Source organism: Amycolatopsis sp. FDAARGOS 1241 (assembly GCF_016889705.1).
In the GTDB taxonomy this organism is placed as follows: domain Bacteria; phylum Actinomycetota; class Actinomycetes; order Mycobacteriales; family Pseudonocardiaceae; genus Amycolatopsis.
Genome location: NZ_CP069526.1, coordinates 4,751,729 through 4,775,343, shown reverse-complemented (window position 1 = coordinate 4,775,343; position 23,615 = coordinate 4,751,729). Strand labels below are relative to the sequence as shown.

Annotated in this window: 23 protein-coding genes and 1 pseudogene; 16 read left to right on the top strand and 8 right to left on the bottom strand. The window is 71.6% G+C overall.

Features of this window, described 5'->3' with window-relative positions; all coding sequences use genetic code 11:
- Positions 1-2: 2 nt before the first annotated feature.
- From I6J71_RS23580 to I6J71_RS51005, 3 genes and pseudogenes are all read right to left on the bottom strand, one after another.
- Positions 3-1,388 carry an amidase gene (locus I6J71_RS23580; protein WP_204096684.1) on the bottom strand — a complete coding sequence of 462 codons (1,386 nt, stop codon included), beginning with the start codon at positions 1,386-1,388 and terminating at the stop codon, positions 3-5.
- Positions 1,389-1,568: 180 nt separating this feature from the next.
- Entirely contained in the window at positions 1,569-1,982 is a 414-nt protein-coding gene (locus I6J71_RS23575; RefSeq protein ID WP_204096683.1) for a helix-turn-helix domain-containing protein, read from the bottom strand.
- 52 nt (positions 1,983-2,034) lie between these two features.
- Positions 2,035-2,268: pseudogene (locus I6J71_RS51005) on the bottom strand (PucR family transcriptional regulator); the annotation flags it as partial.
- A gap of 39 nt (positions 2,269-2,307) precedes the next feature.
- Between I6J71_RS51005 and I6J71_RS23565 the strand changes: the two are divergent.
- The gene (locus I6J71_RS23565) at positions 2,308-2,619 is read left to right on the top strand and encodes a hypothetical protein (RefSeq protein ID WP_204096682.1); all 312 of its coding nucleotides are present in this window, start codon (positions 2,308-2,310) and stop codon (positions 2,617-2,619) included.
- 315 nt (positions 2,620-2,934) lie between these two features.
- Here the strand turns inward: I6J71_RS23565 and I6J71_RS23560 are convergent, their stop codons facing one another.
- On the bottom strand, positions 2,935-3,864 hold the full coding sequence (locus I6J71_RS23560; RefSeq protein ID WP_204096681.1) for a MarR family winged helix-turn-helix transcriptional regulator: 930 nt from the start codon (positions 3,862-3,864) through the stop codon (positions 2,935-2,937).
- Positions 3,865-4,049: 185 nt separating this feature from the next.
- On the opposite strand from I6J71_RS23560, the gene I6J71_RS23555 reads away from it, so the two are divergent.
- From I6J71_RS23555 to I6J71_RS23490, 14 genes are all read left to right on the top strand, one after another.
- Positions 4,050-5,102 carry a cupin domain-containing protein gene (locus I6J71_RS23555; protein WP_204096680.1) on the top strand — a complete coding sequence of 351 codons (1,053 nt, stop codon included), beginning with the start codon at positions 4,050-4,052 and terminating at the stop codon, positions 5,100-5,102.
- A 4-nt stretch (positions 5,103-5,106) separates the two neighbouring features.
- On the top strand, positions 5,107-6,297 hold the full coding sequence (locus I6J71_RS23550; protein ID WP_204096679.1) for an FAD-dependent monooxygenase: 1,191 nt from the start codon (positions 5,107-5,109) through the stop codon (positions 6,295-6,297).
- A gap of 23 nt (positions 6,298-6,320) precedes the next feature.
- Positions 6,321-7,229, top strand: coding sequence for a fumarylacetoacetate hydrolase family protein (locus tag I6J71_RS23545; protein WP_239155229.1), 909 nt, complete (start codon positions 6,321-6,323; stop codon positions 7,227-7,229).
- 86 nt (positions 7,230-7,315) lie between these two features.
- A complete protein-coding gene (locus tag I6J71_RS23540; RefSeq protein ID WP_204096678.1) occupies positions 7,316-8,497 on the top strand; it encodes a cytochrome P450 in 1,182 nt (393 codons plus the stop codon).
- A 12-nt stretch (positions 8,498-8,509) separates the two neighbouring features.
- Positions 8,510-8,713, top strand: a complete 204-nt coding sequence (locus tag I6J71_RS23535; RefSeq protein ID WP_204096677.1) for a ferredoxin — start codon at positions 8,510-8,512, stop codon at positions 8,711-8,713.
- Complete coding sequence (locus I6J71_RS23530) at positions 8,710-9,873, top strand: NAD(P)/FAD-dependent oxidoreductase (protein WP_239155227.1); 1,164 nt, start codon at positions 8,710-8,712, stop codon at positions 9,871-9,873. The genes I6J71_RS23535 and I6J71_RS23530 overlap by 4 nt, the downstream gene beginning before the upstream one ends.
- On the top strand, positions 9,870-10,832 hold the full coding sequence (locus I6J71_RS23525) for an amidohydrolase family protein (RefSeq protein WP_204096676.1): 963 nt from the start codon (positions 9,870-9,872) through the stop codon (positions 10,830-10,832). The genes I6J71_RS23530 and I6J71_RS23525 overlap by 4 nt, the downstream gene beginning before the upstream one ends.
- Before the next feature lie 131 nt (positions 10,833-10,963).
- Positions 10,964-11,947, top strand: a complete 984-nt coding sequence (locus I6J71_RS23520; protein ID WP_204096675.1) for an ABC transporter substrate-binding protein — start codon at positions 10,964-10,966, stop codon at positions 11,945-11,947.
- A complete protein-coding gene (locus I6J71_RS23515; protein ID WP_204096674.1) occupies positions 11,944-12,804 on the top strand; it encodes an ABC transporter permease in 861 nt (286 codons plus the stop codon). The genes I6J71_RS23520 and I6J71_RS23515 overlap by 4 nt, the downstream gene beginning before the upstream one ends.
- The gene (locus I6J71_RS23510) at positions 12,801-13,592 is read left to right on the top strand and encodes an ABC transporter permease (RefSeq protein WP_204096673.1); all 792 of its coding nucleotides are present in this window, start codon (positions 12,801-12,803) and stop codon (positions 13,590-13,592) included. The genes I6J71_RS23515 and I6J71_RS23510 overlap by 4 nt, the downstream gene beginning before the upstream one ends.
- A 1-nt stretch (position 13,593) precedes the next feature.
- The gene (locus I6J71_RS23505; RefSeq protein ID WP_239155225.1) at positions 13,594-14,376 is read left to right on the top strand and encodes an ABC transporter ATP-binding protein; all 783 of its coding nucleotides are present in this window, start codon (positions 13,594-13,596) and stop codon (positions 14,374-14,376) included.
- Positions 14,373-15,578 (top strand): aminopeptidase P family protein, encoded by a 1,206-nt coding sequence (locus I6J71_RS23500; RefSeq protein WP_204096671.1) that lies wholly within the window; start codon positions 14,373-14,375, stop codon positions 15,576-15,578. Before I6J71_RS23505 ends, I6J71_RS23500 begins: the two co-directional genes overlap by 4 nt.
- Positions 15,575-16,474, top strand: a complete 900-nt coding sequence (locus tag I6J71_RS23495; protein ID WP_204096670.1) for an NAD(P)-dependent oxidoreductase — start codon at positions 15,575-15,577, stop codon at positions 16,472-16,474. The genes I6J71_RS23500 and I6J71_RS23495 overlap by 4 nt, the downstream gene beginning before the upstream one ends.
- Positions 16,471-17,634: an alpha-hydroxy acid oxidase gene (locus I6J71_RS23490; protein WP_204096669.1), complete on the top strand. Its 1,164-nt coding sequence runs from the start codon at positions 16,471-16,473 to the stop codon at positions 17,632-17,634. The genes I6J71_RS23495 and I6J71_RS23490 overlap by 4 nt, the downstream gene beginning before the upstream one ends.
- A 160-nt stretch (positions 17,635-17,794) precedes the next feature.
- Here I6J71_RS23490 and I6J71_RS23485 read toward each other — a convergent pair whose 3' ends face one another.
- Entirely contained in the window at positions 17,795-18,346 is a 552-nt protein-coding gene (locus I6J71_RS23485) for a hypothetical protein (protein ID WP_204096668.1), read from the bottom strand.
- A gap of 713 nt (positions 18,347-19,059) precedes the next feature.
- On the opposite strand from I6J71_RS23485, the gene I6J71_RS23480 reads away from it, so the two are divergent.
- Complete coding sequence (locus I6J71_RS23480) at positions 19,060-20,145, top strand: serine hydrolase (protein WP_239155224.1); 1,086 nt, start codon at positions 19,060-19,062, stop codon at positions 20,143-20,145.
- A gap of 36 nt (positions 20,146-20,181) precedes the next feature.
- Here the strand turns inward: I6J71_RS23480 and I6J71_RS23475 are convergent, their stop codons facing one another.
- The 3 genes from I6J71_RS23475 to I6J71_RS23465 all read right to left on the bottom strand — a co-directional run bounded on the left by I6J71_RS23475 (position 20,182) and on the right by I6J71_RS23465 (position 23,551).
- Positions 20,182-21,402, bottom strand: a complete 1,221-nt coding sequence (locus tag I6J71_RS23475) for an MFS transporter (protein ID WP_204096666.1) — start codon at positions 21,400-21,402, stop codon at positions 20,182-20,184.
- Between the two features lie 150 nt (positions 21,403-21,552).
- Positions 21,553-22,275, bottom strand: coding sequence for a type 1 glutamine amidotransferase (locus I6J71_RS23470; RefSeq protein ID WP_204096665.1), 723 nt, complete (start codon positions 22,273-22,275; stop codon positions 21,553-21,555).
- Positions 22,268-23,551, bottom strand: a complete 1,284-nt coding sequence (locus tag I6J71_RS23465) for a MurT ligase domain-containing protein (RefSeq protein WP_204096664.1) — start codon at positions 23,549-23,551, stop codon at positions 22,268-22,270. The genes I6J71_RS23470 and I6J71_RS23465 overlap by 8 nt, the downstream gene beginning before the upstream one ends.
- Between the last annotated feature and the right edge of the window lie 64 nt (positions 23,552-23,615).

Sequence of the window (23,615 nt, the reverse complement as noted above, 5' to 3'; positions counted from 1 at the left end):
GGTCACGCCACCCGGCCCACCAGGTCGGGACGGCCCAGCGCCTCGCCCGCAACCCAGTTCGCGACGTCGAACAGCGCCGCATCGCGGTCGGTGCGTCCGAGGAGCTGCAGGCCGAGCGGCAGGCCTTCGTCGGCCAGCGCGGGCAGGGTCAGGGCGGGACAGCCGAGCAGTGACGCGGTCACGTTCATCGCGACGTTGCCGGTCGAACCGAGGCCGACCGGCGCGGCACCGCAGGCGCCGAGGGTGACCATCGCGTCGTAGTTCGCCGCGGCCTCTTCGTAGGTCGCGCGCACCGCGGTGCGCTGGTTCAGCAGCTCGCGGAATTCCTGCTGCGTCATCGCCTCGGCGGTCTTCAGCCGGTCGCGTGCGTCGAGGCTGAGCTTGCTCGCGTCCAGGTCGGCATAGGTGTTGAGGGGCCAGCGACCTTCCCAGGCGACGATCGCCGTGGTCAGCGGCAGCGCCTCGGCGACCGCCTGCTCGACGGTCTCGATCCGGTCGTCGTCCGCCCGGCCCACGACCTCGACGCCCTGTTCCTGGAGCCGGTGCTTCAGCGAGGCGAACGCCCGCCGGGCGCCTTCGGTCGTCGCGCTCCACCCGCCGGTCTCGAGGACCGCCAGCTTCACCGGTTTGGTGCGCTGGGTGAAGTCCACCTCGCCGGCCAGGCCCCCGTAGCCCGGATCGCCGCCGGCGCGGTCGGCGATGGCGCGCAGCACCGCCCAGGTGTCGGCCAGCGTCGCGCCGATCGAGCCCTGGCAGCTCTGGCTGAAGTGGTCGTGCGAACCGCTCCGGTTGATGGCGCCGACAGTCGGCTTGAAGCCCACCGCGCCGCAGAAACTCGACGGACGCAGGATCGAGCCGATCAGCTGGGTGCCGAGGCCCGCCGGCACCATGCCGGCGCCGACCGCTGCCGCGGTGCCGCTGGACGAGCCGCCCGGCGTGCGCTTCGGGTCATGCGGATTCGTGGTCTCGTGCCACGGGTGCTTCGAGGCGAATTCGGTCGTGGTGGTCTTGCCGAGGATGATCGCGCCGGCCTCGCGCAACGCGTGCACGCTCGCGGAATCGCGTTTCCCCTCGGTGCCCTCCCACAGCGGCGAACCCTGACCCGTCGGCATGTCGGCGGTCTCGATGATGTCTTTGATCGCGACCGGCATGCCGTCGATCGGCGACAGCGGCCGCCCATCGGCCCAGCGCTTCGCCGACTCGTCGGCGGCGCGCCGGGCGCCCTCTCGGTTGACGACGACGAACGCGCCCACCACGCCGTCGAGTTCGGCGATGCGGGTCAGCGTCTCTTCCAGGTACGTGCGCGGGTTGAGCTCGCCGGAGCGCAGTTCCGCGCCGTGCGACACGTAGCCCCGCAGTCGGCTTCCGGCCATTGTCTGTTCGTTCACGCCCGCACCCCCGGGATCTCGACGGTCATCCTGCGCAGGCGCCACATCGGATACGAAAGCATGCCCACATACTCCGCCACGGCAGGAGAACACGCACGACCGCCTCGGCTCACCGGGACGCAGTGGAGGCACCCTTCGCGGGCGTCACCGCGATCAAGCCGGCCACACCGCCGAACCTCCCTATCCGGTGAGGCGATCGACGGTGCCGGGGACGACCGGGGGAGAGCGGCGGTCGGTGCCGGGGGTAAGCCGGATGCGGACTTCGACGGCGAGGCAGAGTTCGGCGAGATCCCGGGGCTTGGCCAGGCTCTTGCCGGTGTAGCTCTCGAACCGGCGCAGCAGGCGCCGGATCGGGTTGGCGTGGCAGGACAGCTTCCCGGCCGTCTGCGCCACGTGGCCGTCGTCGGCGACCCAGGCCAGGAAGGTGCGCAGGAGCAGATCTTGCTCCTCGGCCCGAGCGGCGTCGAGGCCGGCGAGAATCCGGTCGGCCGCCGGGCCCGTGACCGGGGCAGCCGCGACGGCGGTCACCGCGAACGCCTCGTCGTCGAAGACAGTGACCAGCCCACGCTCCCGGAGAGTGGCGGCGAGCGCCATGTTGGCCAGCTGGAAACCGAGTGCGGCCGAAGCGGGATCGTCGAACGGGGGGTGACACCCCGATCGGTCCGGTCGCCTCGGCCCGGAGCGCGTCGACCAGGTCGCGGCGGCGGGTTTCGTCCGGTACGGCGACGATGCCGACCTGCGCTTCGGGCGTGACCAGCCACGCTGACCGGATTCCGCGCGACGCCAGCGTCGCGTCGGTCCCGGGCAGGCTCCGTTGGCCGGCCGGGGCCAGTTCTGCGGCCACGACCACGTAGCTCCCCCGGAAACCGACACCGAGCATGCCGGCAGCTTCCCCAGGCGTGATGGCCCAGGACAGAGCATGCGTTTCCTCTGGCAGGCTCGGGTGGAGGAGAACCGGGCCGGTGGCATCGTGCCGGACGGCGACCTCCTTGACGCGGGATCGACCGTGTGGCAGGCCGTGCACCACCTCACCCAGGCGACGATCGAGGGATACCGAGAACAACAGGCGTCCCGGATCCGCGCACGTGAACACGAACGCTCGGCCATGCTCCAGGCGTTGCTGGAGGGCAGGCCAGGGACGCTTGCAAGACCGCGGAAAGCGGGGCGATTCAACAACTCCAAAACGGCGCGGCGCCGAAAGCGCGATTGCTGTGGCGCAGTGAAGGGATGACCGGCTGGTACGGCGAGGCGGCGGTCCACCACGGGAAGAGGTCCAGATGAGCACCCGGCACCGCCAAGGGCAGCAAAACCAACAATCCGGTCAACAAGCCGGAACCCGTCGGCATCTCCGACGCCTGTGCGAACTCGGCCGCGGGGCGAGCGAGTGTCCACACTGGCCAGTCCGGGTGTGGCTTCTCGACGATCCGGCAATTAACTCAGAGCTTACCTGATTAACTCATCGATTACCGGCTGGAAACGAGCATCGCGGGCACCAGCGCCGAGCGTGGCGCACCCGGCCGTGGCCGCCACAGTCCTCACCGGACCGTCATTGGTAGGCAACGCGGCGCAGCAGGCTGATCAGCTTGTCCTGATCGGCGGGCGACAGCGGGGCCACCAGCTCGTGCTGAACGGTCTGGACCGCGGGCGTCACCCCGGCGAGCGTGTCGCGCGCGAGGTCGGTGAGCACCAGGAGCTTGCGCCGCCGGTCGGCTTCGTCGCGGGTGTCGAGCAGCCAGCCTCGTCGCCGCAATCGCGCCACGATGTCCGCGGCACTGGACTTGTCGAGCGAGGCCATCTCGCCGGCCGCCGTCTGGTCGATCGCCGGGCGCCAGACGAGGCTGCACAGCAGTGCGTACTGCGAGGGCGTGAGCTGTGTGCCGACGTGCCGGCTCCAGAGCGCGCCGTGCACTTGCTCGGCCCGCCGGATGAGGTGGCCGGGCGTCGAGCTGAGGCGCAGCACCTCGACGTCCTCGTCCTCGTCTTTGCCCGCCGCGGGCACCGATCCCCGGTAGGCCACTTGGCCCAGCAGCCTGCCGAAGCTGCGCCGCAGGTTCGGGCCCAGTGGCTGCAGCAGCCGGTCCTGCACGGCTTCGACACGGCCGGTGAGGTCCGGCAGCATCGCCTTGGCCGAAGGGGTCAGTGACAGCAGGTATCGGCGGCCGTCGCCGGTGTCGCGGTCCCGGCGGACCCAGTCCTTGCGCCGCAACCGCTCGACGATGTCGGCCGTCGTCGACTTGTCCAAGGACGCGGCGCGGCCCGCGGTGACCTGGTCGACCCCCGAGCGGCGGCTGAGCGCGCTCAGGATCGCGTACTGCGGGCCGGTGACTTCGGCGCCGACCTCGGCCGACCACAGCGCCGTGTGCGCCTGCTGGGCGCGGCGGATGAGGTGCCCGGCCGTCGTGTCTGGCGGCAGCGCGAGGGTGACCGGTCCCGGTGCGCGGGGAGGCGGGCTGCTGCCGATGGCGGTGTTTCGCACGAGAATCCCCTTCTTGACCAGTTCACTGTAGCGAATCGAGATAGGCCGTATCCGTACCATCTCGGCCTGGCCGCCGCCCCGGTTCATTCGCCAAGGCCCTTGACTGCCTTGAAACCGGCGTCTAGCGTCGAGGAACATAGTACGTACACGTACTAATCAAGTTGGGCATGCGGAGGGAAACCCCCATGGCGACATCACGCTTCACCGATCAGGACGGCCGGCTGGACGAGCTGTACGGCGACGTGGCGGCAGCCGATCTCCAGCCGTTGTGGAAGCTCTCCGGTCTGCTGACGCCGGAGCCGGTGCCCCGGACCGTCCCGTACCGGTGGCGGGCCGAAGCGCTGAGCACGCTCGCGGCTCGCAGCGGCGAACTGGTCGGCATCGACCGCGGCGGCGACCGCCGGGTGCTGGCCTGCGCGAACCCCGGTCTCGGGGGCGCGCCGTACGCGACCTCCACCATGTGGGCCGGAATGCAGTACCTGGGCGCGGGGGAGCGTGCGCCCGCGCACCGGCACACCCCGGCGGCGTTGCGGTTCGTCCTCGCCGGAGAAGGTGCCTGGACCCTCGTCGACGGCGACCCGTTGCCCATGGCGACGGGCGACCTCGTGCTCACCCCGAGCATGACCTTCCACGAGCACCACAACCCCGGCGCCGAGCCGATGATGTGGCTGGACGTGCTCGACTTGCCGGTCGTGGCCGCGCTGGACGCGGTGTTCTTCGAGGAGGGCGCCGATACCCAGGGTGGCCCGCGAAGCGATCCGGACTCGGCCGCCGAACGGCTCTGGGGCGCAGGCCCGGGTCTCGTGCCCGGTGGGCTCGGCAAGGCCCGGCACGAGGCTGCGCACTCGCCGTTGCTCGTGTACCGGCGGGCCGGCACCGACAAAGCGCTCGCCGCGCAGCTGGCGGCGACCGGTGGGACGGAGGCGCAGATCCGCTACACCAATCCGCAGACCGGTGCCGACGTCATGCCCACCATGCGCTGCGAGATGCGGCGCGTGCGCGCCGGCAGCCGCAGCCGCACGACCCGGCAGACCGGGTCGCGGGTCGGGGCCGTGCTGGCCGGCGCCGGAGAAGTGCTGATCGGTGACCAGCGCTTCGCGCTCGCACCGGGGGACGTCTTCGCGGTGCCGTCCTGGGCTCCCTACGGCCTTGCCGCCGAGGAGCACCTGGATGTGTTCAGCGTCAGTGACGCACCCGTGCTCGAAGCACTGGGCCTCTATCGAGAACGGGAGTGCTGAACGGATGTCGACGACACCCCTGCCCACGTTGATCGTCGGTGGTGGGATCGGCGGGCTGGCCGCGGCGCTGTCCGTGGCCAGCGCCGGGCGCGAGGTGCACCTGCTCGAACGCGCGGCCGAATTCACCGAAATCGGCGCGGGCCTGCAGTTCGGCCCGAACGCGATCCGGATGCTCGACCGGCTCGGCCTGCTCGCCGAACTGCTCGAGGTCGCGGTGCTGCCGCGGTACGGCGTGATGCGGCACGCGATCACCGCCGATCCGCTCACCACGCTGGATCTCGGCGGTGCCTTCCGCGAGCGCTACGGCTACCCCTACGTGGTGGTGCATCGCAGCGATCTGCTGTCCATTCTGGTCGAAGCCTGCCGGGCGGAACCGTTGGTACGGCTCGAGAACAACCGGACTGTCGTGGAGGCGTGGGCCGACGAGGACAGCGCCGGCGTGCGCTGCGCGGACGGCGCCACCTACCGGACCGAGCTGCTCGTCGGCGCCGACGGGCTGCACTCCGTGGTGCGCACGCTGGTCTCCGTCGACCGGCCGGTGCCGAGTGGGTACGTCGCCTATCGCGGCGCGTTGCCGATGAGCGAGGTGCGGACCGAGGTCAGCAACGACGACGTGGTGCTGTGGGTCGGGCCGGGGCTGCACCTCATCCAATATCCGGTGCGCCGCGGCGAGCTGTACAACCAGGTTGCCGTGTTCCGCAGCGACACCTTCCGCCGCGGCGACGAGCCGGTGGGGCCGGTCGAGGAGCTGTTCGGCCGGTTCGGGGAGGCGTGCGAGCAGGTGCAGCGGCACGTGGCGCGTATCGAGACCGGCCGCTGCTGGCCGATCTACGACCGCGACCCGCTGGTCACGTGGGTGCACGGCCGGGCCGTGCTGCTCGGCGACGCGGCGCACCCGATGCTGCAGTACCTCGGCCAGGGAGCGTGCCAGGCGCTCGAGGACGCGCTGGCGCTCGGCGAGGCGCTCCGGGGCAGCGGTACCGACGTCGGGAAGGCCGTGAAGTCCTACGACTCCGTGCGCGTCCCGCGCGCGGGGCTGTGCCAGACGCGGGCGCGGCTGTGGGGGCAGGTCTGGCACACCGGCGACCCGGTCACGCTCGGGCTGCGCGACCGCTACCTGCGCGCCCGGCACCCGGCGGACTACAGCGAGCTGGACTGGTTGTACGCGGCGGAATCCGCCGTCCTTTCGTCCTGAGCACGACACCCGAGGAGCCGACGATGAAGTTGCTCAGCTACCGGGCCCGCGACGGCCTCGACCGGGTCGGCGTCGTCGCCGGCGGCGTGGTGCGCGAGGTCGCCCCGGAACGCACCGGCGGACCGGCCGGGCTCAGCCCGATGCGGCGCCTCATCGAGGCGTCCGGGGCCCCTGCGGTGGACATCCCCCTCGGCGACGGCCCCGGCATCCCGCTCGACGAGGTCCGCGTGCTGCCGCCGGTGCCGGACCCGACCAAGATCGTGGCCGCGCCGGTGAACTACGTGGACCACCAGGCCGAGATGAGCCAGAGCGTGCACGTCGGCTCGCTCGGCGTGTTCCTCAAGGCGCCCTCGTCGCTCATCGGTGCCGGCGACGTGGTCCGCCTGCCCTACAGCGACCGCCGGTTCGACCAGGAGGGTGAGCTGGCGCTGGTGATCGGCCGCACGGCCCGCGAGGTGCCCGCGGCCGACGCCCTGTCCTACGTGTTCGGCTACACGTGCCTGCTCGACATCACCATGCGCGGCGGGGAGGACCGCTCCACCCGCAAGTCGTTCGACACCTTCACGCCGATGGGGCCCTGGCTGGTGACGCCGGACGAGGTCGGTCCACTGGAGACACTCCGGCTGACCTGCTCGGTGAACGGGGCCCTGCGCCAGGACGCCGACATCCGCGACCTCATCTGGGACGTGCCCGCGCTCGTCGAATACGTCTCGTCGGTGATGACGCTGCACCCGGGTGACGTCATCAGCACCGGCACCCCCGCCGGCGTCGGAGCGATCCACGACGGCGACTCGGTGACCGCGGCCGTGACGCGGGTCGGCGAGCTGACGGTCGGAGTCAGCGCCGCCGGCGCGGTCGTCTGCCCGACCCTGGGCGCGGGGGCGGGCCCGGTGCCGCCAGCCGAGCTCACTCCCGTCCGCGCGGACCGCTGATCCGCTTTTCCGGGCCGCTCAAGCCAAGTCGGAGGTGCGTCATCACTACCACAGAGATTTCCGGGCAGCCGATCCCCGAGTACCCGATGTCCCGGCCGCCGGGCTGCCCGTTCGACCCGCCGGCCGAGTTCCGCGCACTGCGCGCCGAGGAGCCGATCTCCCGCGTGCGGTTGTGGGACGGCAAGATCGCCTGGCTGGTCACCCGCTTCGACGACGTCCGCGACGTGCTCGCCGACCCTCGGTTCAGCGCGGACATGACCAACCCGGGCTTCCCGAGCCACAGCGCGGGCGTGTCCGTGACCCGGCAGAAGCACCCCACGTTCCTCAACATGGACGACCCCGAGCACGCCACGCACCGCCGGATGCTCACCCGGGACTTCATGATCAAGCGGGTCGAGGCGCTGCGGCCGCGCATCCAGCGGCACGTCGACGAGCTGCTCGACGAGTTCACCGCCGGCCCGCCGCCCGCCGACCTGGTTACCGGGTTCGCGCTGCCGGTGACGTCGGGCGTGATCTCCGAGCTGCTCGGGGTACCGTACGAGGACCACGAGTTCTTCCAGCGGCAGAGCGGATTGCTCATCTCGGGCGAGACCAGCGCGGACGACGCGCTCGAGGCCTTCGCCACGATTCGTGCATACCTCGGCGAGCTGGTCGAGCGCAAATCCGCCGAGCCCGCGGCAGACGTGATCAGCCACCTGCTCGAGATCGAGCGCCAGGGTGGGCTGAGCCGCGACGAGCTGATCAACATGCTCAACCTCCTGCTGCGCGCAGGGCACGAGACGACCGCCAACATGATCGCCCTCGGCACGCTGGCGTTGCTGGAGAACCCCGCCCAGCTCGCCGCGCTGAAGGCCGACACTTCGCCGGCGGCGGTGGCGAACGCGGTCGAGGAGTTGCTGCGCTACCTGACGATCACGCACTACGGCCGGCGGCGCGTCGCGCTCGAGGACGTGGAGGTCGCGGGCACGCTGATCCGCAAGGGCGAGGGCGTGGTCGCGGCCAACGACTCGGCCAACCGCGATCCGGAGGCGTTCGGCGGCAAACCCGACGAGCTGGACCTGTCCCGGTCCGCGCGGCACCACCTCACCTTCGGCTACGGGGTGCACCAATGTCTCGGACAGCCGCTGGCGCGCGTCGAGCTGCAGGTGGTGTACCCCACGCTGCTGCGGCGCCTGCCGGGCCTGCGGCTCGCGGCGCCGGTGAGCGAGTTGCCGTTCAAGACGAAAAACGTGTTCTACGGGCTGTTCGCGATGCCCGTCGAGTGGTAACGGAGCCAGTGCATGAAGGTCGAAGTGGAAGCCGAGAAGTGCATCGCGTCCGGGCAGTGCGTGCTGTTGTCGGACACGGTGTTCGACCAGCGCGAGGACGACGGGATCGTCGTGTTGCGCGTGAGTGACGTGCCCTCGTCCGAAGAGGACGCGGTGCGCAGCGCCGAGCGGATCTGTCCCGCGCGGGCGATCCGCCTGGCCGTGTCGGGCGGGTGAGCGCGGACATGCGCGCGGTGGTGGTCGTGGGTGCGGGCGCGGCTGGCCTCACCGCGGCGGAGAGCCTGCGCGAGCACGGTTTCGGCGGCCGGATCACGCTGATCGGCGCGGAGTCCCATGCGCCGTACGACCGCCCACCGTTGTCGAAGCAGGTCCTCCTCGGCACCTGGGAACCGGACCGGCTCGCGTTGCGCGAGCCGGAGAGCGTCGCGGAGCTCGGGCTGGACACCCGGCTCGGCCGGCGGGCGACCGGGCTGGACCTGCCCGGCCGCCGCGTGCGGCTCGACGACGGGACCGCGGTGGGGTACGACGGGCTCGTGGTCGCCACCGGCGTGCGCCCGCGGCGGCTGCCCGGCGCGACCGGCGTGTGTTACCTGCGCACCGTCGAAGACGCGCTGTTGTTGCGCGAGCGGCTGCGGTCGGCTCGGCGCACGGTCGTGGTCGGCGCCGGGTTCCTCGGCGTCGAGATCGCCGCGGCCGCGCGGTCGCTCGGCTCGGCGGTGACCGTCGTCGATCCGTTGCCCACTCCCGTGATCCGGCAGTTCGGCCCGGTGCTCGGTGAGCTCGTGCGCGCGGCGGGCGAGAGGCACGGCGTGGTGTTCCGGATGGGTGTCGGCGTGGCGGCCGCGGACGCCCGATCGGTGCTGCTGGCCGACGGCACGACGCTCGCGGCGGATCTCGTGGTCGCGGCGGTCGGCGCCGAACCGGCCACTGAGTGGCTCGCCGGCTCCGGACTGGACCTGCGCGGCGGGGTGCGCTGCGACGTGTTCTGCCGCGCCGCGGATCGGGTGTACGTGGCCGGCGACGTGGCGTGCAACCACGACCCAGGTACAGGCACCCACCGGCGGTTCGAGCACCGCATGAACGCCACGGAGCAGGGCCGGCGCGCCGCGCTGAACCTGCTCGGGCACGACGAGCCGTTCGCGCCGTCGCACTTCTTCTGGACCCACGCCGGCGACATCCGGATCCAGGCTGCGGGCACCTTCACCGACGGTGAGCTGACGGTGGTCGACGGCGCGATGGCCGACGGCAAGTTCGTCGCGGCGCACGCGGCCGGCGGCCGGATCACCGGCGTCCTCGGCTGGAACAACCCACGCGGTTTCACCCGGGCCCGAGCCCGGCTCGGTGCCGCCGCCACGGAAGGGAAGGTGCTGACATGACCACCGGCCGGATCGACACCCACCACCACATCGTGCCCCCGGTGTGGGCGGATGCGTTGCGCGCGAGCGGCTACTTCGGCGGGCAGGCCACGCCGGCGTGGAGCCCGGCCACCGCACTCGAGCTGCTCGATGAGCTCGGCATCGCGACCGCCGTCGTCTCCGTCGGGCGTCCCGGTGTCCACCTGGGCGGTGGCGCCGCCGACGCACGGAAACTGGCACGGCAGGTCAACGAGTTCTCCGCCGGGCTGGTCCGCGACCACCCGGGTCGGTTCGGGTTCTTCGCCTCGGTGCCACTGCCCGATGTGGACGGTTCGCTCGCCGAGGTGGACTACGCCTTGGACAAACTGGGCGCAGACGGCGTGATCCTGCTGGCCAATGTGGACGGCGTGTACCTCGGCGACCCGGCTTTCGACCCGCTGATGACCGAACTGGACCGGCGGGCGGCCGTGGTGTTCGTCCACCCGACCGCGCCACCCGGTCCCCTCGTACCGGGCGTGCCGCCGTTCGTCGCCGACTTCCTGCTCGACACCACCCGCGCCGCACTCAACCTGGTGCGCCACGGCGTGGTGGCCCGGTTTCCCCGGATGCGGATGATCCTCTCGCACGCCGGCGGGTTCGTACCGTACGCGGCGCACCGCATGGCCAGTCTCACCGAAGGTGCGGCGGGACACGTCGTCACGCGCGAGAACTTCCTGCGCGACCTGCGCACGTTCTACTTCGACACAGCGTTGTCCGCCAACGCGGACACCCTGCCGAGCCTGCTCGCGTTCGCCGGTCCGGACCGCGTGCTCTACGGCAGCGACTGGCCCTACGCCCGCGGCGACAATTCGCAGTACTTCACCGCGCAGCTGGACGCGTATCCGCTGTCGGAAATGCAGCGCGCCGCCGTCAACCGGGACAATGCACTCGCCTTGCTACCACGGGTGTCCGAAGTGGTCACCGCAAGTATTTCCCAGTAACCGCACGAGAAAAGTGTATCCGTGCGCCCGTGCGCGGCGTACGATACAGGGCACACTTCTTCTCCTCGACGGGCACTTTCCGATGCCCCGCATGGACCTTGACTCGTTTCACCGGCGAAACGGAGCCAACCGTGAAGTATCGACGCAAATTCGCGTGCCTGGTGCTCACCGCGGCCATGTTCCTGCTGTCGGCGTGCGGGGCGCTCAGCGCGACCAACACGCTCGGCGGCGGGTCGACCGGCGGCCTGATCCCGGTCACGGCCGGGGTCGCGGCATCGCAGTCGTCCACCGCGATCCTCGTGGGACAGCAGCACGGGTTCTTCACCCGCAACGGCATCGACCTCACCATCGGGCGCGCGGCCACCGGTGCGGGCGCCATCACGCAGGTCATCAACGGCCAGCAGCAGGTCGCCCTCGGTGGCATCTCACCGGTCGTGATCGCGGCGGCTTCGCACATCCCCGTGCAGATCGTGTCGGGAGCGGTCGCCGACCGGTCGGCCGCGGCCGGGGCGCAGTACCAGACCATGGTGGCCGGCAGCAGCTCGATCCGGTCCTTCAAGGACCTCGCGGGCAAAACGGTCGCGGTGAACTCGCTCAAGTGCTGCTGGGAGTTCTGGATGCGGGAGGCGATCGAAAAGGCCGGTGGCGACGCGTCGTCGGTCCACTTGGTCCAGCTCACCTTCCCCGACCAGATCACCGCGCTCGAACAGGGCAAGGTCGACGCGATCAGCACGGCCCAGCCGTACGCGACGGCGTTGCGGAAGAAGGGTTTCCGGGACATCGGTGACTCGCCGGCCATCGCGTTCGACGATCCGGACGCGGACAACACGGTGTTCTACATGGCCAAGGCCTTCATCGACCAGCATCCCGGTATCGTGGAAAGGTGGCGCAACGCCGTGCGGGAGTCCAGTGAGTACGCCAACGCCCATCCCGACGAGACCCGCTCGGCCATCGTCAAGCAGACGAAGGCCGATCCTGCGCTCGTGGCCCAGGCCCCGTTGCCGCGCTACACGGCCGACGTGAGCCGTGCGGTGATCGAGAAGGAAGCGGCGTTCACGGTCAAGTACGGGGTGGTTTCCGCTGCGCCCGCGTACGGAACCTACGTCGTGCCATGAGCACCCAGCAGACCCCCACCGGCCTGGCCCCCGCGCCCGCCGGATTCGACGCACCGGCGCCGGCGGCCGCAGCCGAGCGCCGGGCTTCCCGGCCGTGGCTGCTGCGCGGTCTCCCGTGGCTGACCAGCCTGGGCATCCTCGTGCTGTGGGAACTGATCGCCCGGGCCGGCTGGCTGCCGCCGGAGGTGCCGCCGATCAGCGCGATCGGGGCGGCGCTGGTCGACCTGATTCCCACCGCTGGGTTCGTCCACGCCCTGATGGCGACACTGGAGCAGGTCGCCGTCGGGCTGGCCGGCGGCGCGGTCGCCGGATTGGTCCTCGGCGTCGCGCTCGGCGCCGTGCCGCTGCTGTACCGGCTCGTGCACTACCCGCTCGACTTCCTGCGGTTCGTCCCCGCCGTGGTGTTCCTGCCGCTGCTGCTGCTGTTGCTCGGCGCCACCCCGCGGGTGTCCACTTTGCTCGGCATGGTCGGCGCCTTGTGGCCGATGCTCTTCCAGACCTTCTACGGGGTCAGCGGCATCAACGACGTGCTGCGCGACAGTGCCCGGGTGTTCGGCCTGCGGGCCCACCAGCGCCTCGGGCACGTGGTGCTGCCCGCCGTGCTGCCGTTCGTGGCCACCGGGGTGCGGCTCGCGGCGTCGCACGTGCTGGTCGTGGTGGTGGCGGTCGAGATCATCGCGTCGGTGCGGGGGATCGGAGCGGACATCGCCGTCTACGCCTCCAACGCGGTCTACCCGAGCATGTACGCGCTCGTGTTCGTCGTCGGTGTACTCGGTGTCCTGGCCAACGTCGGCCTGCTCGCGATCGAGCGCCGGCTCCTGCGCTGGCACATCTCCTACCGTGAGGAGGCCAGATGACTTCGGTGGTGCGTCCACGCCGGACCGGGCGCCGGTTCACGGCGTGGCTCGTCTCACTCGTCGTGCCGGCCGCGGCACTGCTCGCCTGGTGGTTCGCCTCGCTGGGCAGCACCTCGCCGTTCTGGCCGTCGCTGCGCTCGATCCTGGTGTCGTTCCAGCAGCTGTGGCTGTTCAGCCGGTTCGCCTCCGACGTGCTGCCGAGCGCCGGCCGGATGCTGCTGGGCTACTGCGTGGCCGCGGTCGTCGGCGTCGCGCTCGGTGTCCTCTTCGGACGGTTGCCACTGCTGCACCGGGCGTTCGACCCGGCACTGCAGTTCTGCCGGGCCCTGCCCGCGACCGCGCTGGTCCCGGTGAGCATCGTGCTGCTCGGGATCGGTGACCTGCCGAAGATCGTGCTCACCGCGTTCGTCACGGTTTTTCCCGTGCTGCTCAACACCATCGACGGGGTGCGGGCCATCGATCGGGAGCTCGAGGACGCCGCGCAGTCGTACCGGCTGACGCGGCGGCAGCGGGTGCTGCACGTGCAGCTTCCCGCCGCCGCGCCGAACATCCTCGCCGGGATGCGCATCGCCCTGACCGTGGCATTCGTGATGATGGTGGTGACCGAGCTCGTCGCGGCGACCAACGGGATCGGCTTCGTCACGCTGCAGGCCCAGCAGAGCTTCGAGGTGTCCCAGATGTGGGCGGGCATGCTCCTGCTCGGGATCCTCGGAGTGCTCTTCAACGGCGCCTTCGTGCTGGTCGAACGCCGGCTGCTGCGCTGGTACACCAAGGATGGGGAGAGCTGACATGCTGACCGTGGAACACCTGAGGAAGTCCTACCGCTCGGCCGGCAGCGAGCTGGAGGTTCTGCGCGACATCTCGTTCACCGTGAACGCCGGCGAGTTCGTCACGATCGTCGGCCCGTCCGGCGCCGGCAAGACCACCCTGCTGCGCTGCCTGTCCGGGCTGCTGCCCTCGTCCGGGGGCAAGGTCGTGCTCACGGAGACGGGCAAGGTGATCGAGAGCCCGCCGCCGGAGGTGGCGTGTGTCTTCCAGGACTACAGCCGTTCGCTGATGCCGTGGTCGAAGGTCGGCCGCAACGTCGCGATCCCGCTGAAGAACAAGATCCGCGACCGCGCGGCACGCTGGGCCGCGGTTCGCCAGGCGCTGGAGGAGGTGGGCTTGGACGGCTTCGACGACAGCTATCCGTGGCAGCTCTCCGGCGGGATGCAGCAGCGGGTCGCGATCGCGCGGGCCATCGCGTACCGGCCGGAGTTCCTCATCATGGACGAGCCGTTCGCGTCCGTGGACGCCCAGACGCGCGCGGACCTGGAGGATCTGGTGCTGCGGGTGCGCCACGACGCCGGACTGACGATCGTGCTGGTCACGCACGACATCGACGAAGCCGTGTACCTCGGTGACCGGGTGATCGTGATGTCCGGGCGCCCGACGACGGTGCTGCGGACGCTCGACGTCGACCTGCCCCGGCCCCGCAACCAGGTGACCACCAAGGCCCTGCCGCGGTTCACCGAGCTGCGTACGGACGTGCTCACCTTGATCAGCGGCACGAACACGGGAGCCGCCCGATGACCGGAACCGCATTGTCCGAGCGGCTGAACCACCCGGTGAGCACCGCCGAGCTGCACCGGCGGTGGCGCGCGATCCGCGAGGGCATGGCCGATCGTGGGATCGACGTGCTGGTCGCGCAAACGAACAACGACTACGTCGGTGGCTACGTCCGCTATCTCACCGACATCCCGGCCACCAACGGCTACCCGGTCACCGTCGTCTTCCCGCGCGAGGAGCCGATGACGATCATCCGGCACGGCGCCCGGGGCGAGGACCTGGTGGTCGATCCCGGCGGCGACCCGGTGCTGCGCGGCGTCGGGCGGGCGCTGGCGAGTCCGTACATGAGCTCGGTGTCCTACACCCGTTACGACGGCGCGGAACTCGCGCTCGACGCGCTGCGGGCGTTCGCCTCGGGCCGGATCGGGTGGGTCGGCACCGGCACGATTCCGATGGCCTTCGGCGAGTACCTGCAGCGCGAACTGCACGCGGCGACGTTCACCGAGGCCGCGGACGTCGTCGACGCCGTTCGCGCGCTCAAGTCCGGTGAGGAGCTGGAGCTGGTGCGCGCCACCGCGAAGCTGCAGGACGCGGCGATCGCGGCGGCCTTCGAGGCACTTCGGCCGGGGATGCGTGACAGCGACGTGGCCGCCGTCGCGCAGCACACGGCGCAGTCGCTGGGCAGCGAGCAGGGCATCTACTGGTGCGTCTCGACCCCGCTCGGCGAGCCCGGCCGGATCGCGCACCCGCACAGTCAGCACCGGGTGATCCGCGAGGGCGACGCGTTCCACCTCATGGTGGAGGTGAACGGGCCGGGCGGGATGTACACCGAGATCGGGCGCTCCGGCGTGGTCGGCCGGGTCCCGGACCGGATCGCCGAGGAGTACGAGTTCTGCCTGCGGGCGCAGCGGTTCTGCTACGGCCTGCTGCGTCCCGGTGCCGCACCCGCCGACGTCTGGGCGGAGTACAACGAGTTCCTGCGCGACAACGGGCGGCCGGAGGAGCTGCGGCTGCACTGCCACGGCCAGGGCACCGACCTGGTCGAGCGCCCGCTGATCCGGGCCGAGGAGCCGATGGTGCTGGCAGCGGGCATGAACCTCGCCTGCCACCCGCGTTACGTGCTCGATGGCTTCTGCCACTGGGTGTGCGACAACGTGATCATCGGGGACGAGGGCGTCGAGGAGCTGCACAAGTTCGACAAGCGGCTGGCCGAGCTGGGCCGATGACGAGTCAGGTCGTGGCTTCCGGGCCCGACGACGCACTGCTCGCGCTGCGCGCTGCCGCGCCGGGGCGGGTCTGCGTCGTCCCGCAGCCCTCGTCCGGCGGGTCGGCCGCGGTGCGAGCGTTGCGGGAGGTCGAGTTCCTCGTGCTCGAGCACCAGCGCACCGACCTGCTCCCGGTGCTCGGCGAACTGCCCGCGCTGCGGCTGGTGCAGACGCTGATAGCCGGCGCCGAGTGGCTCGAGCCCTACCTGCCGGACCGGGTGCGGCTGAGCCGGCCGGCCGGTGCGCGCGACAACGCGGTGGCCGAGTGGGTCGCCGCGGCGTTGCTCGGGCTGGCCGGCGGGTTGCTGCCCGCAGTGCGCGAGCAGCACCGGCGGGAATGGCGCCGTGCGGAGAGCGCGGAGCTGGCCGGGGCACGGGTGGTGCTCATCGGTGCCGGGTCGATCGGCCGCTGCGCTCGTGACAAGCTCGCCGGGCTCGGGGCGGCGGTCACGGTGGTCGCGCGCACCGGTCGCCCCGAGGTGTACCCCGTGACCGCGCTCGCCGACCTCGTGACCGACGCCGACGCGGTGGTCCTGCTCGTGCCCGCGACCGCCGAGACCACCGGGCTGGCCGGGGCGGGGTTGCTCGCCCGGATGCCGGACGGGGCCGTGCTGGTGAACGCCGCGCGCGGCACGGTGGTCGACACCGCGGCGCTGACCGCCGAGGTCCTCTCCGGGCGGCTGCTGGCGGTACTGGACGTCACCGACCCCGAGCCACTGCCTCCGGAGCATCCACTGTGGACCGCCGCGGGGTGCTTCCTCTCGCCGCACATCGCGGGCGCGACGCGGCAGGGGAGAGCGCGGGCGATCGAGGCGGCGGCCCGCCGGCTGGCGCGGTACGCGCGAGGTGAGCGGTGAAGCGCGCCGGCAACATCGCGGAGCTGCGCCAACGCGCTCGCCGGCGGGTCCCTCGCCCGGTGTTCGACCTGATCGAAGGCGGCGCCGAGGACGAGGTGACGGTGCGGCGCAACGTCGAGGCGTTCCGTGCTGTACGGCTGCTGCCGTCGGCACTGGCCGTGCCCGGTGAGCGCGACACCGCGGTGCGGGTCTTCGGTGACCGGGTGGCGTCGCCGGTCCTGCTCGCGCCGACCGGCGCGGCGCGGGTGCTGCACGGCGACGGCGAGGTGGCCGTCGCCCGCGCGGCCGCCGCCCGCGACACCGTCTACGTCCAGGGCATGGTCGCGAGTTTCACCCTCGAGCAGGTCGCCGCCGCGGGCGGCGGCCCGCGGTGGTACCAGCTCTACCTGTGGCCGGACCGCGCGGCGGTGCGGGCGCTGCTCGAGCGCGTCGCGGCGGCCGGGTACCGAGCGCTCGTGGTCACTGTGGACAGCGCGGTGTTCGGCAACCGTGAACGGGATCGCCGCAACCGGTTCACCGTGCCGATGCGATTCGGGCCCCGGATGGCCCTGCACTGCGCCACGCGCCCGAGCTGGGCAGTGGACATCGCGCGCGGCCACGTGCGCCGGCGCGGCTCGCGCCACGGCCGGATCAGCCCGCACGCGATGCAGCGGGACCTGCTGCGCAGCCTGTACCCGGTGACCGCGCGGGACCTCGCCGACCTGCGCGCGTGGTGGTCCGGCCCGCTCGTGGTCAAGGGCGTGCTGCGCCCGGCCGACTGCCGCGTGCTGCTCGACCACGGCGCCGACGGCATCGTGGTGTCCAACCACGGCGGCCGCCAGCTCGACCGCGCGCCGGCGACCATCGAGGCACTCGCCGATGTGGTCGCCGAAGTCGCGGGCCGCGCGGAGGTGTACCTGGACGGCGGTGTGCGGCGCGGCACCGACGTGCTCGCGGCGGTGGCCGTCGGGGCTCGCGCGGTGCTGATCGGCCGGCCCTACCTGTACGGGCTCGCGGCCGGCGGGCAGGCGGGCGTGGAGCGGGTGTTGCAGGTGCTGACCGCGGAACTCGACCGGGCGATGGCCCTCACCGGCTGCGCGCGCGTCGAGGACATCGACCACCGCGTGCTCGCGACGGCCATCGCCGGAGCACCACCGTGCGGATCGCGGACACTCCGCTGAGAGAAGCCGACACGGACACGGAAGTCGGCTCGACGGTTGCGGTCCTGATGAGTGCTCGCACCTCAGCGGCATCGTGCCGCGGTGGGCGGTATCGCGCTGCCCGGTCGATCCACATCGGACGGACACTCCTGGTAGCTGCAACCGGCATGGGCCGTCGGACTCAGACGGCGCTCAGCCAACGGTATCTGCCCAGGTGCGGCCGGAGTACGCGGTCGACGCTCCACGTGGCACTGCCCGGAGCGGCGAGCAGGAGCAGGGCCGCGATGATGTAGCCGATGGACGGGCCGATGTCGGTGGCGCCGGCCGCCGACCACGGGAGGCCGAACCCTTCCGCCGCGGACCAGATCCCGAATGAGTAGACGGCGCTCCCGACGTAGGCCACAGTGGACAGCGTGCCGGTGAGCAGAGCCGCCGCGATGAGTGTTTCGACGATGGCCGTCGCGACGCCCAGTCCCATGGGGGCCACTGAGGCGAGGTGCTGCCACAAGTCGATCCACTGGCGGATGACCGGGGTGGTGATCTCGTCGTGGATCCCGAACTGGTGGGCGAATACCCTGCCGTGCAGGAAATCGGGCCGCCACTTGAGGGCGGCATCGATCGCCCACACGACCCCGAACAGGATCCGCAGCAAGCCGGCCAGCCGGCGGCGTCCGGGGTTCGGATCCGTCGGCGGGTTCAGCTCACCGCGAGGCAAGTCGACGCTCTGGACCATGATTTTGCCCCTTTCGACAGGAGATGTGCTGGCCGAGCCACGGCGCACGACACCAATGACACGAGTGCTGAGAGGTCCGCGTTCACCGTGGTGACACGATTCACTCGTCGACCGGCCACAGTGGACGTACGGGTGTGACTCGCGTCGCGGTTCGGGATGCGACGGTGCTGAAGTCGTGGCCCGGGAGCGGTTTCGATGAACGCGGGCGTCCGGCATCGGGTGCGCGCCGTGCCGGTTCGCGATCGCCGGATTCGGCCGGCGCGTCGTCCGGGAACGTCGCCGCAGGTCGGCACTCGTGGCCGAGCCGTTGGCCGGCAATGATCTCACCGGGCATTGAGCGCGGAAAGCGAGGGCTGCTAGGCTTTTCGGCTTCCACGACGGCGCGTGACGGCGATTCGGCGCAGTACCGGACTTCTGGGGCGGAGACGGTGATACCCACGATGAGGGTATCCCGAGCGCAGCCGCCACCGAGCCGACGTGACGCAGGACTTCCCCCGCGGAAAGGGCGTTCCCGGCGGATCGCCGGGTTCGCGTTCGGCGTTGCCCTGGCGATCGCCGGATGCACCCCGTCGGCACCGACGACGCCGCCCGGCACCTCGCCGGCGCCGCCGCGGCCCGGCGCGACGACCGGTGCCGGACCGGGGCAGTCCGCGCTGAAGCCCATCGACCCGGCCGCTTTCCGGGCGACCGTGGCGACTGCCGCCAAGGAGCTGATGGTTCCCGGGGCGGCGGTGCTGCTGCGCACCCCGCAGGGCACCTTCACGGCGGCGGTCGGCACCACGGAACTGGGTACCAGCACACCGCCCGCGGCGGACACCCACTTCCGCATCGCCTCCAACACCAAGACCATGACCTCGGCGCTGATCGTGCTCCTCGCCCAAGACGGCAAGCTCCGGTTCGGCGATCCGGTGTCGCGGTACGTCTCCGGCGTGCCGGGCGGCGACACCATCACCATCGCGCAGCTGCTGAAGATGCGCAGCGGCCTTTACGACTACACGGAAGCACCCGAGCTGGCGGCGGCTTTGGACGCCGACCCGGGGAAAGTCTTCACACCTCAGGACGTGCTGGCCATGGCGTTCCGGCGCCCGCCGCCCTTCCCGCCCGGCACGGCGTACCAGTACAACAACACCAACTACGCGTTGCTGGGCCTGGTGGCCGAGAAGGTCGACGGGCGCCCCTTGGCGCAGCAGATGCAGGAGCGGCTGTGGGGGCCGCTCGGCCTGCGGCAGACTTCGCTTCCCACGGCCACCGACACCTCCATGCCCCAGCGCTACTCGCACGGTTATTGCTACGGTGGGAGCGCGGACGCGTTCGTCGACCTGCCGTACCCGCCTGACCTGCAGGCAGCCGCCCGGGCCGGAACCCTCCAGCCCACCGACTACACCCACCAGAATCCGTCGTACGCCACCGCCGCCGGGGGTGCCATCTCCACCTCGGACGACATGGCGACGTGGATCCGCGCACTGACCTCGGGCAAGGTCTTCAACGCCGAGTTCCAGCGGCAATGGCTCGACAGCCTGCAGCCCGAGGACCCGAACGCGCCCGACGGGCAGAAGTACGGGTACGGAATCTCCTACCAGCGTTTCGCGCCGAACGCCGCGATGTGGTACCACGGCGGTGAACTCCTGGGGTTCAACTCGTTCATCGGATACGACCCGGCCGGCGACGTCACGCTGACCATCTGGGCCGGCTTGACCTTGGCCCCGGACGGCCGGGCCACGGCAGTCGCCTTGCTTCCCACCGTTCTCAGCGAGATCTACGCCGGGTTGTGGCTGCCGCCGGCGCCGACCCCGACGTGAACCGTGTGGTGCGGATCCCGTCCGGCGGTGGGTTGGTCAGTCGCAGGTGCGCGCCGCCCGCATCGCCGAGACGATGGCAGGCAGGGCGACGAGCAAGGCGATACCGCGCAACGCGCCGGCGACCGGGTACGCGGCACGGATGCCGAACGCGTCGGCGACGAGGCCGCCGGCGAGAGAACCCAGCGGCATCAGTCCCCAGCCGAGCATCCGGTAGACGCTGTGCACCCGTCCCCGCAACTGCGCGGGTACCACTTGCTGGCGCAGGCTGACCGTGACGACGCTCCCGAGCGTGGTGGCGAACCCGTTGCACCCGAGCAGTGCACCGAGCACCACCGCGTTCGGGCCGGCGCCGATGAGCACGAAGATGACGACGTTGGCGATCAGCGAGGTGAGCAACGCGGGCAGCGCCCCGATCTTGGCGAGGACGCGTGCGTTGACCACCCCGCCGAGCACGCTGCCCACCGCGGCCCCGGCCAGGAGCAGACCGTAACCGCGTCCGCCGACGTGCAGGGTTTCGGTGGCCAGCAGGACGAGGGTGACGTTGCCGAGCTGGAAGCAGAACGTGTTGACCGCCAGCAAACCCGCCAAGGTGCGCAGCAGCCGATGACCGGCGAGCCAGCGTACGCCCTCGGCCACCGCGGCCCGCAGCGGCGGCTGCACCGTGCGGGTCCGCGGGCGGCGCGGAAGCTTCGCCAGCAGCACAGCGGACAGCGCGAACGAGCCCGCGTCCACCCCGAACGGCAATGCCGCGCCGGCCCCGAACAGGACGCTGCCGAGAGGCGGCCCGATGAACAGCCGGCCCGCGTTGGCGATCGTGTACTGGTTGGCGTTGGCCCGGTGCAGCAGCGCGTCGGGGACGAGGTCCGGCAGGACCGCCAGTGACGCGGTGGCGAACACGACCTCGCACGCGCTGAGTCCGAAGCCCATGACGGCCAAGGCCGCGATGTCGATCCAGCCGAGCCAGATCAGCACCGCGACCACCGTGACGATCGCGGCCTGAAGAGCCTGCGATCGCCACATCAGGGCCGTCCGATCGGACCGGTCCACCAGGGCTCCGGTGGGCAGCGACAGCAGCAGCCAGGGCAGGTAGCTCGACGCCGAGACGAGCGAAACCAGCACCGGGTCACGAGAAATCATCACGGTCAGCAGAGGGACTGCGGCGGCGGCCGCGCCATCTCCGACGTTGTCCACGGCCGATGCCCACCACAGCCGCCGATAGGCAGCGGGCAGCCGCCCTCGGGAGTCACGTTGTGTCATGACGGGCAGCGTCCCGAATTCGAACGTGTGTTCGCCATGATGTAGCCGGGTGCTACATCATCGGGGCGGGCGCTGACCTTGGAGCTGAACATCGGCGACCCGGCGAACGCCCGGGTGCCCGCCGCCGGAGCAACCCGTCCGGCCCGGTCGTTACTTCCCCCGGCCGTGTTTGGCTGCGCGCAGGCGTTCCGCCCGCAGCGCAGTGACCTCGGGTAGGTCCAGTGCGGCCGGCGGCCCGCCGAGGGCCCAGCCGAGCATCAGGTCGGCCAGCGCGGGGTTGCGGGCGAGGACGGGGCCGTGCAGGTAGGTCCCCAGCACTCGCCCGGTAGCGGCTCCTTCGCTGCCGTCGCCGTTTCCGACGCCGGCGCGCACCGTCCCGATGGGCCGGCTACCGGCGCCCACCCGGGTGCGCCCGAGGTGGTTCTCGAAGCCCGTGAGCGGCTCCGGGCCGACCGGCGGCGCCACGTCCACGATGATCTCGCCGATCGCGCGCCGCCGTCCGGGGGTGGTGGTCGCGTTCAGCAGCCCCAGTCCGGTGTGCGTTGTGCGGTCGGAGGTGGTGAATTCGGTGCCGAGGACCTGGAAACCCGCGCAGACACCGAACACGACGGCGCCCTGGGCGGCGGCCCGCTGCAGGCCCGGGTGGGTGCGCAGGTGGTCGACGGCGAGTGCTTGCGCGTCGTCTTCACCGCCACCGAGCAGGTACACGTCGAGGCTCGCGGGGATGGCGTCGTCGTGGCGGAGGTCGATCACGGTGGCGGGGATCCCGCGCCATTGCAGGCGGCGTTGGAGGACCTGGGCGTTGCCGCCGTCGCTGTAGGTGCCGAGGACGTCGGGCAGGACGAGGCCGATGGCCACACCGGAGTCAGCCATGGCCGAGCTGGTGGTGTGCGTCGCGGAAGGCGGTGTAGTTGGCGATGAGCTCGACGGGGCCGGGTGGCAGGGCCGTGACCGCGGCGAGCGGGCGGCGGCAGAGCGTGTGCCGCACTTCGGCGTAGGTGAGGCGCACGGCGACGTCGGTCGCGCGTTCGCCGGCCGCGATGACGGGGCGGCCGGCCAGCTGTTCGAAGGGCACGTCCCACAGCCAGGAGGTGTCGCGTCCGTCGGCTTCGCCGCTGTTGACGGCGATCACGACCGGTGTGTGCGGATCGAGCAGTGGCAGGGTCTCCCGCCAGCCGGCGGGGTTTTTCGCCAGCAGCATGCGCACCGCGTGGCCCTCGTGGTCGGCGCGCCGGTAGCGGCCCGCGACGTCCCCGATCGCGCGCAATCGGGCGAGGGCGACTTCCGGTGCCACGCCGAGGCGTTCGGCGGTGGCGACCGCGATGGCCGCGTTGGCGGCGTTCGCCCGCCCCGGCAGGAGCAAGTCGAGGGTGAACGACGTTCCCCCGGCGCCGCGCAGCGCATCGCCGGTGAGCGTCCACTGTGGAGCAGGCCTGGAGAATCCGCACGCACAACGCCACTCGGTGGCGCAACGCTGCACGGTTCGGCCGCAGCGAGCACAGGCCACGGCGTCGTCGTGCCAGCGTTGTCCCGCGCCGACCCACAGCGGGCGCGACGAAGCAAGAGCTGCGGAGGCGACAAGGGGATCGTCACAGTTGGCCACCACGGTCGACTCCGGCAGAGCCGCGGCGATGGCGCGGAGTTCGCGCTCGATTTTCCGCACTTCGCCGACCCGGTCGAGCTGGTCGCGGCTGAGGTTGAGCAGCACCAGGCACGTCGGGCGGATCTGGGCGGCGACCGCGGGGACGTACGTCTCGTCGACCTCCAGCACCGCCACGGGCGCATCCGGTTTCGCGGCCAGCGCTGCCGCCACGCCGCCGGGCATGTTCGCGCCATCGCCGTTGGACGCGACGTCGCCGAGCGACTGCAGCACCCGGCTGAGCATCAGGGCCGTGGTCGTCTTGCCGTTCGTGCCGGTCACCAGCACGACGGTGCGGCCGTGGCTGAGGCGCTGCAACGCGCGGGGGTCCACGGCGAGCGCGATCCGGCCGCCGATGACACCCCCGGAGCCCAGCCCGAGCCGGCGGGAGGCAGCGGCGGCGCACCGGGCGGCCACGACGGCCAGCCGGGTCCGCGCGGGAAGGCGGCGCGCCGCCGGGGACACCGCGGCTCGAGCCTCGAGGTCGGCCGGCGGACTGGGACTGGTCACACGACCTCCCTCCGCTGTCCTCGGGACGAGTCGCGGCCGCCTCGCCGCACCCTCCGGTGCGGAC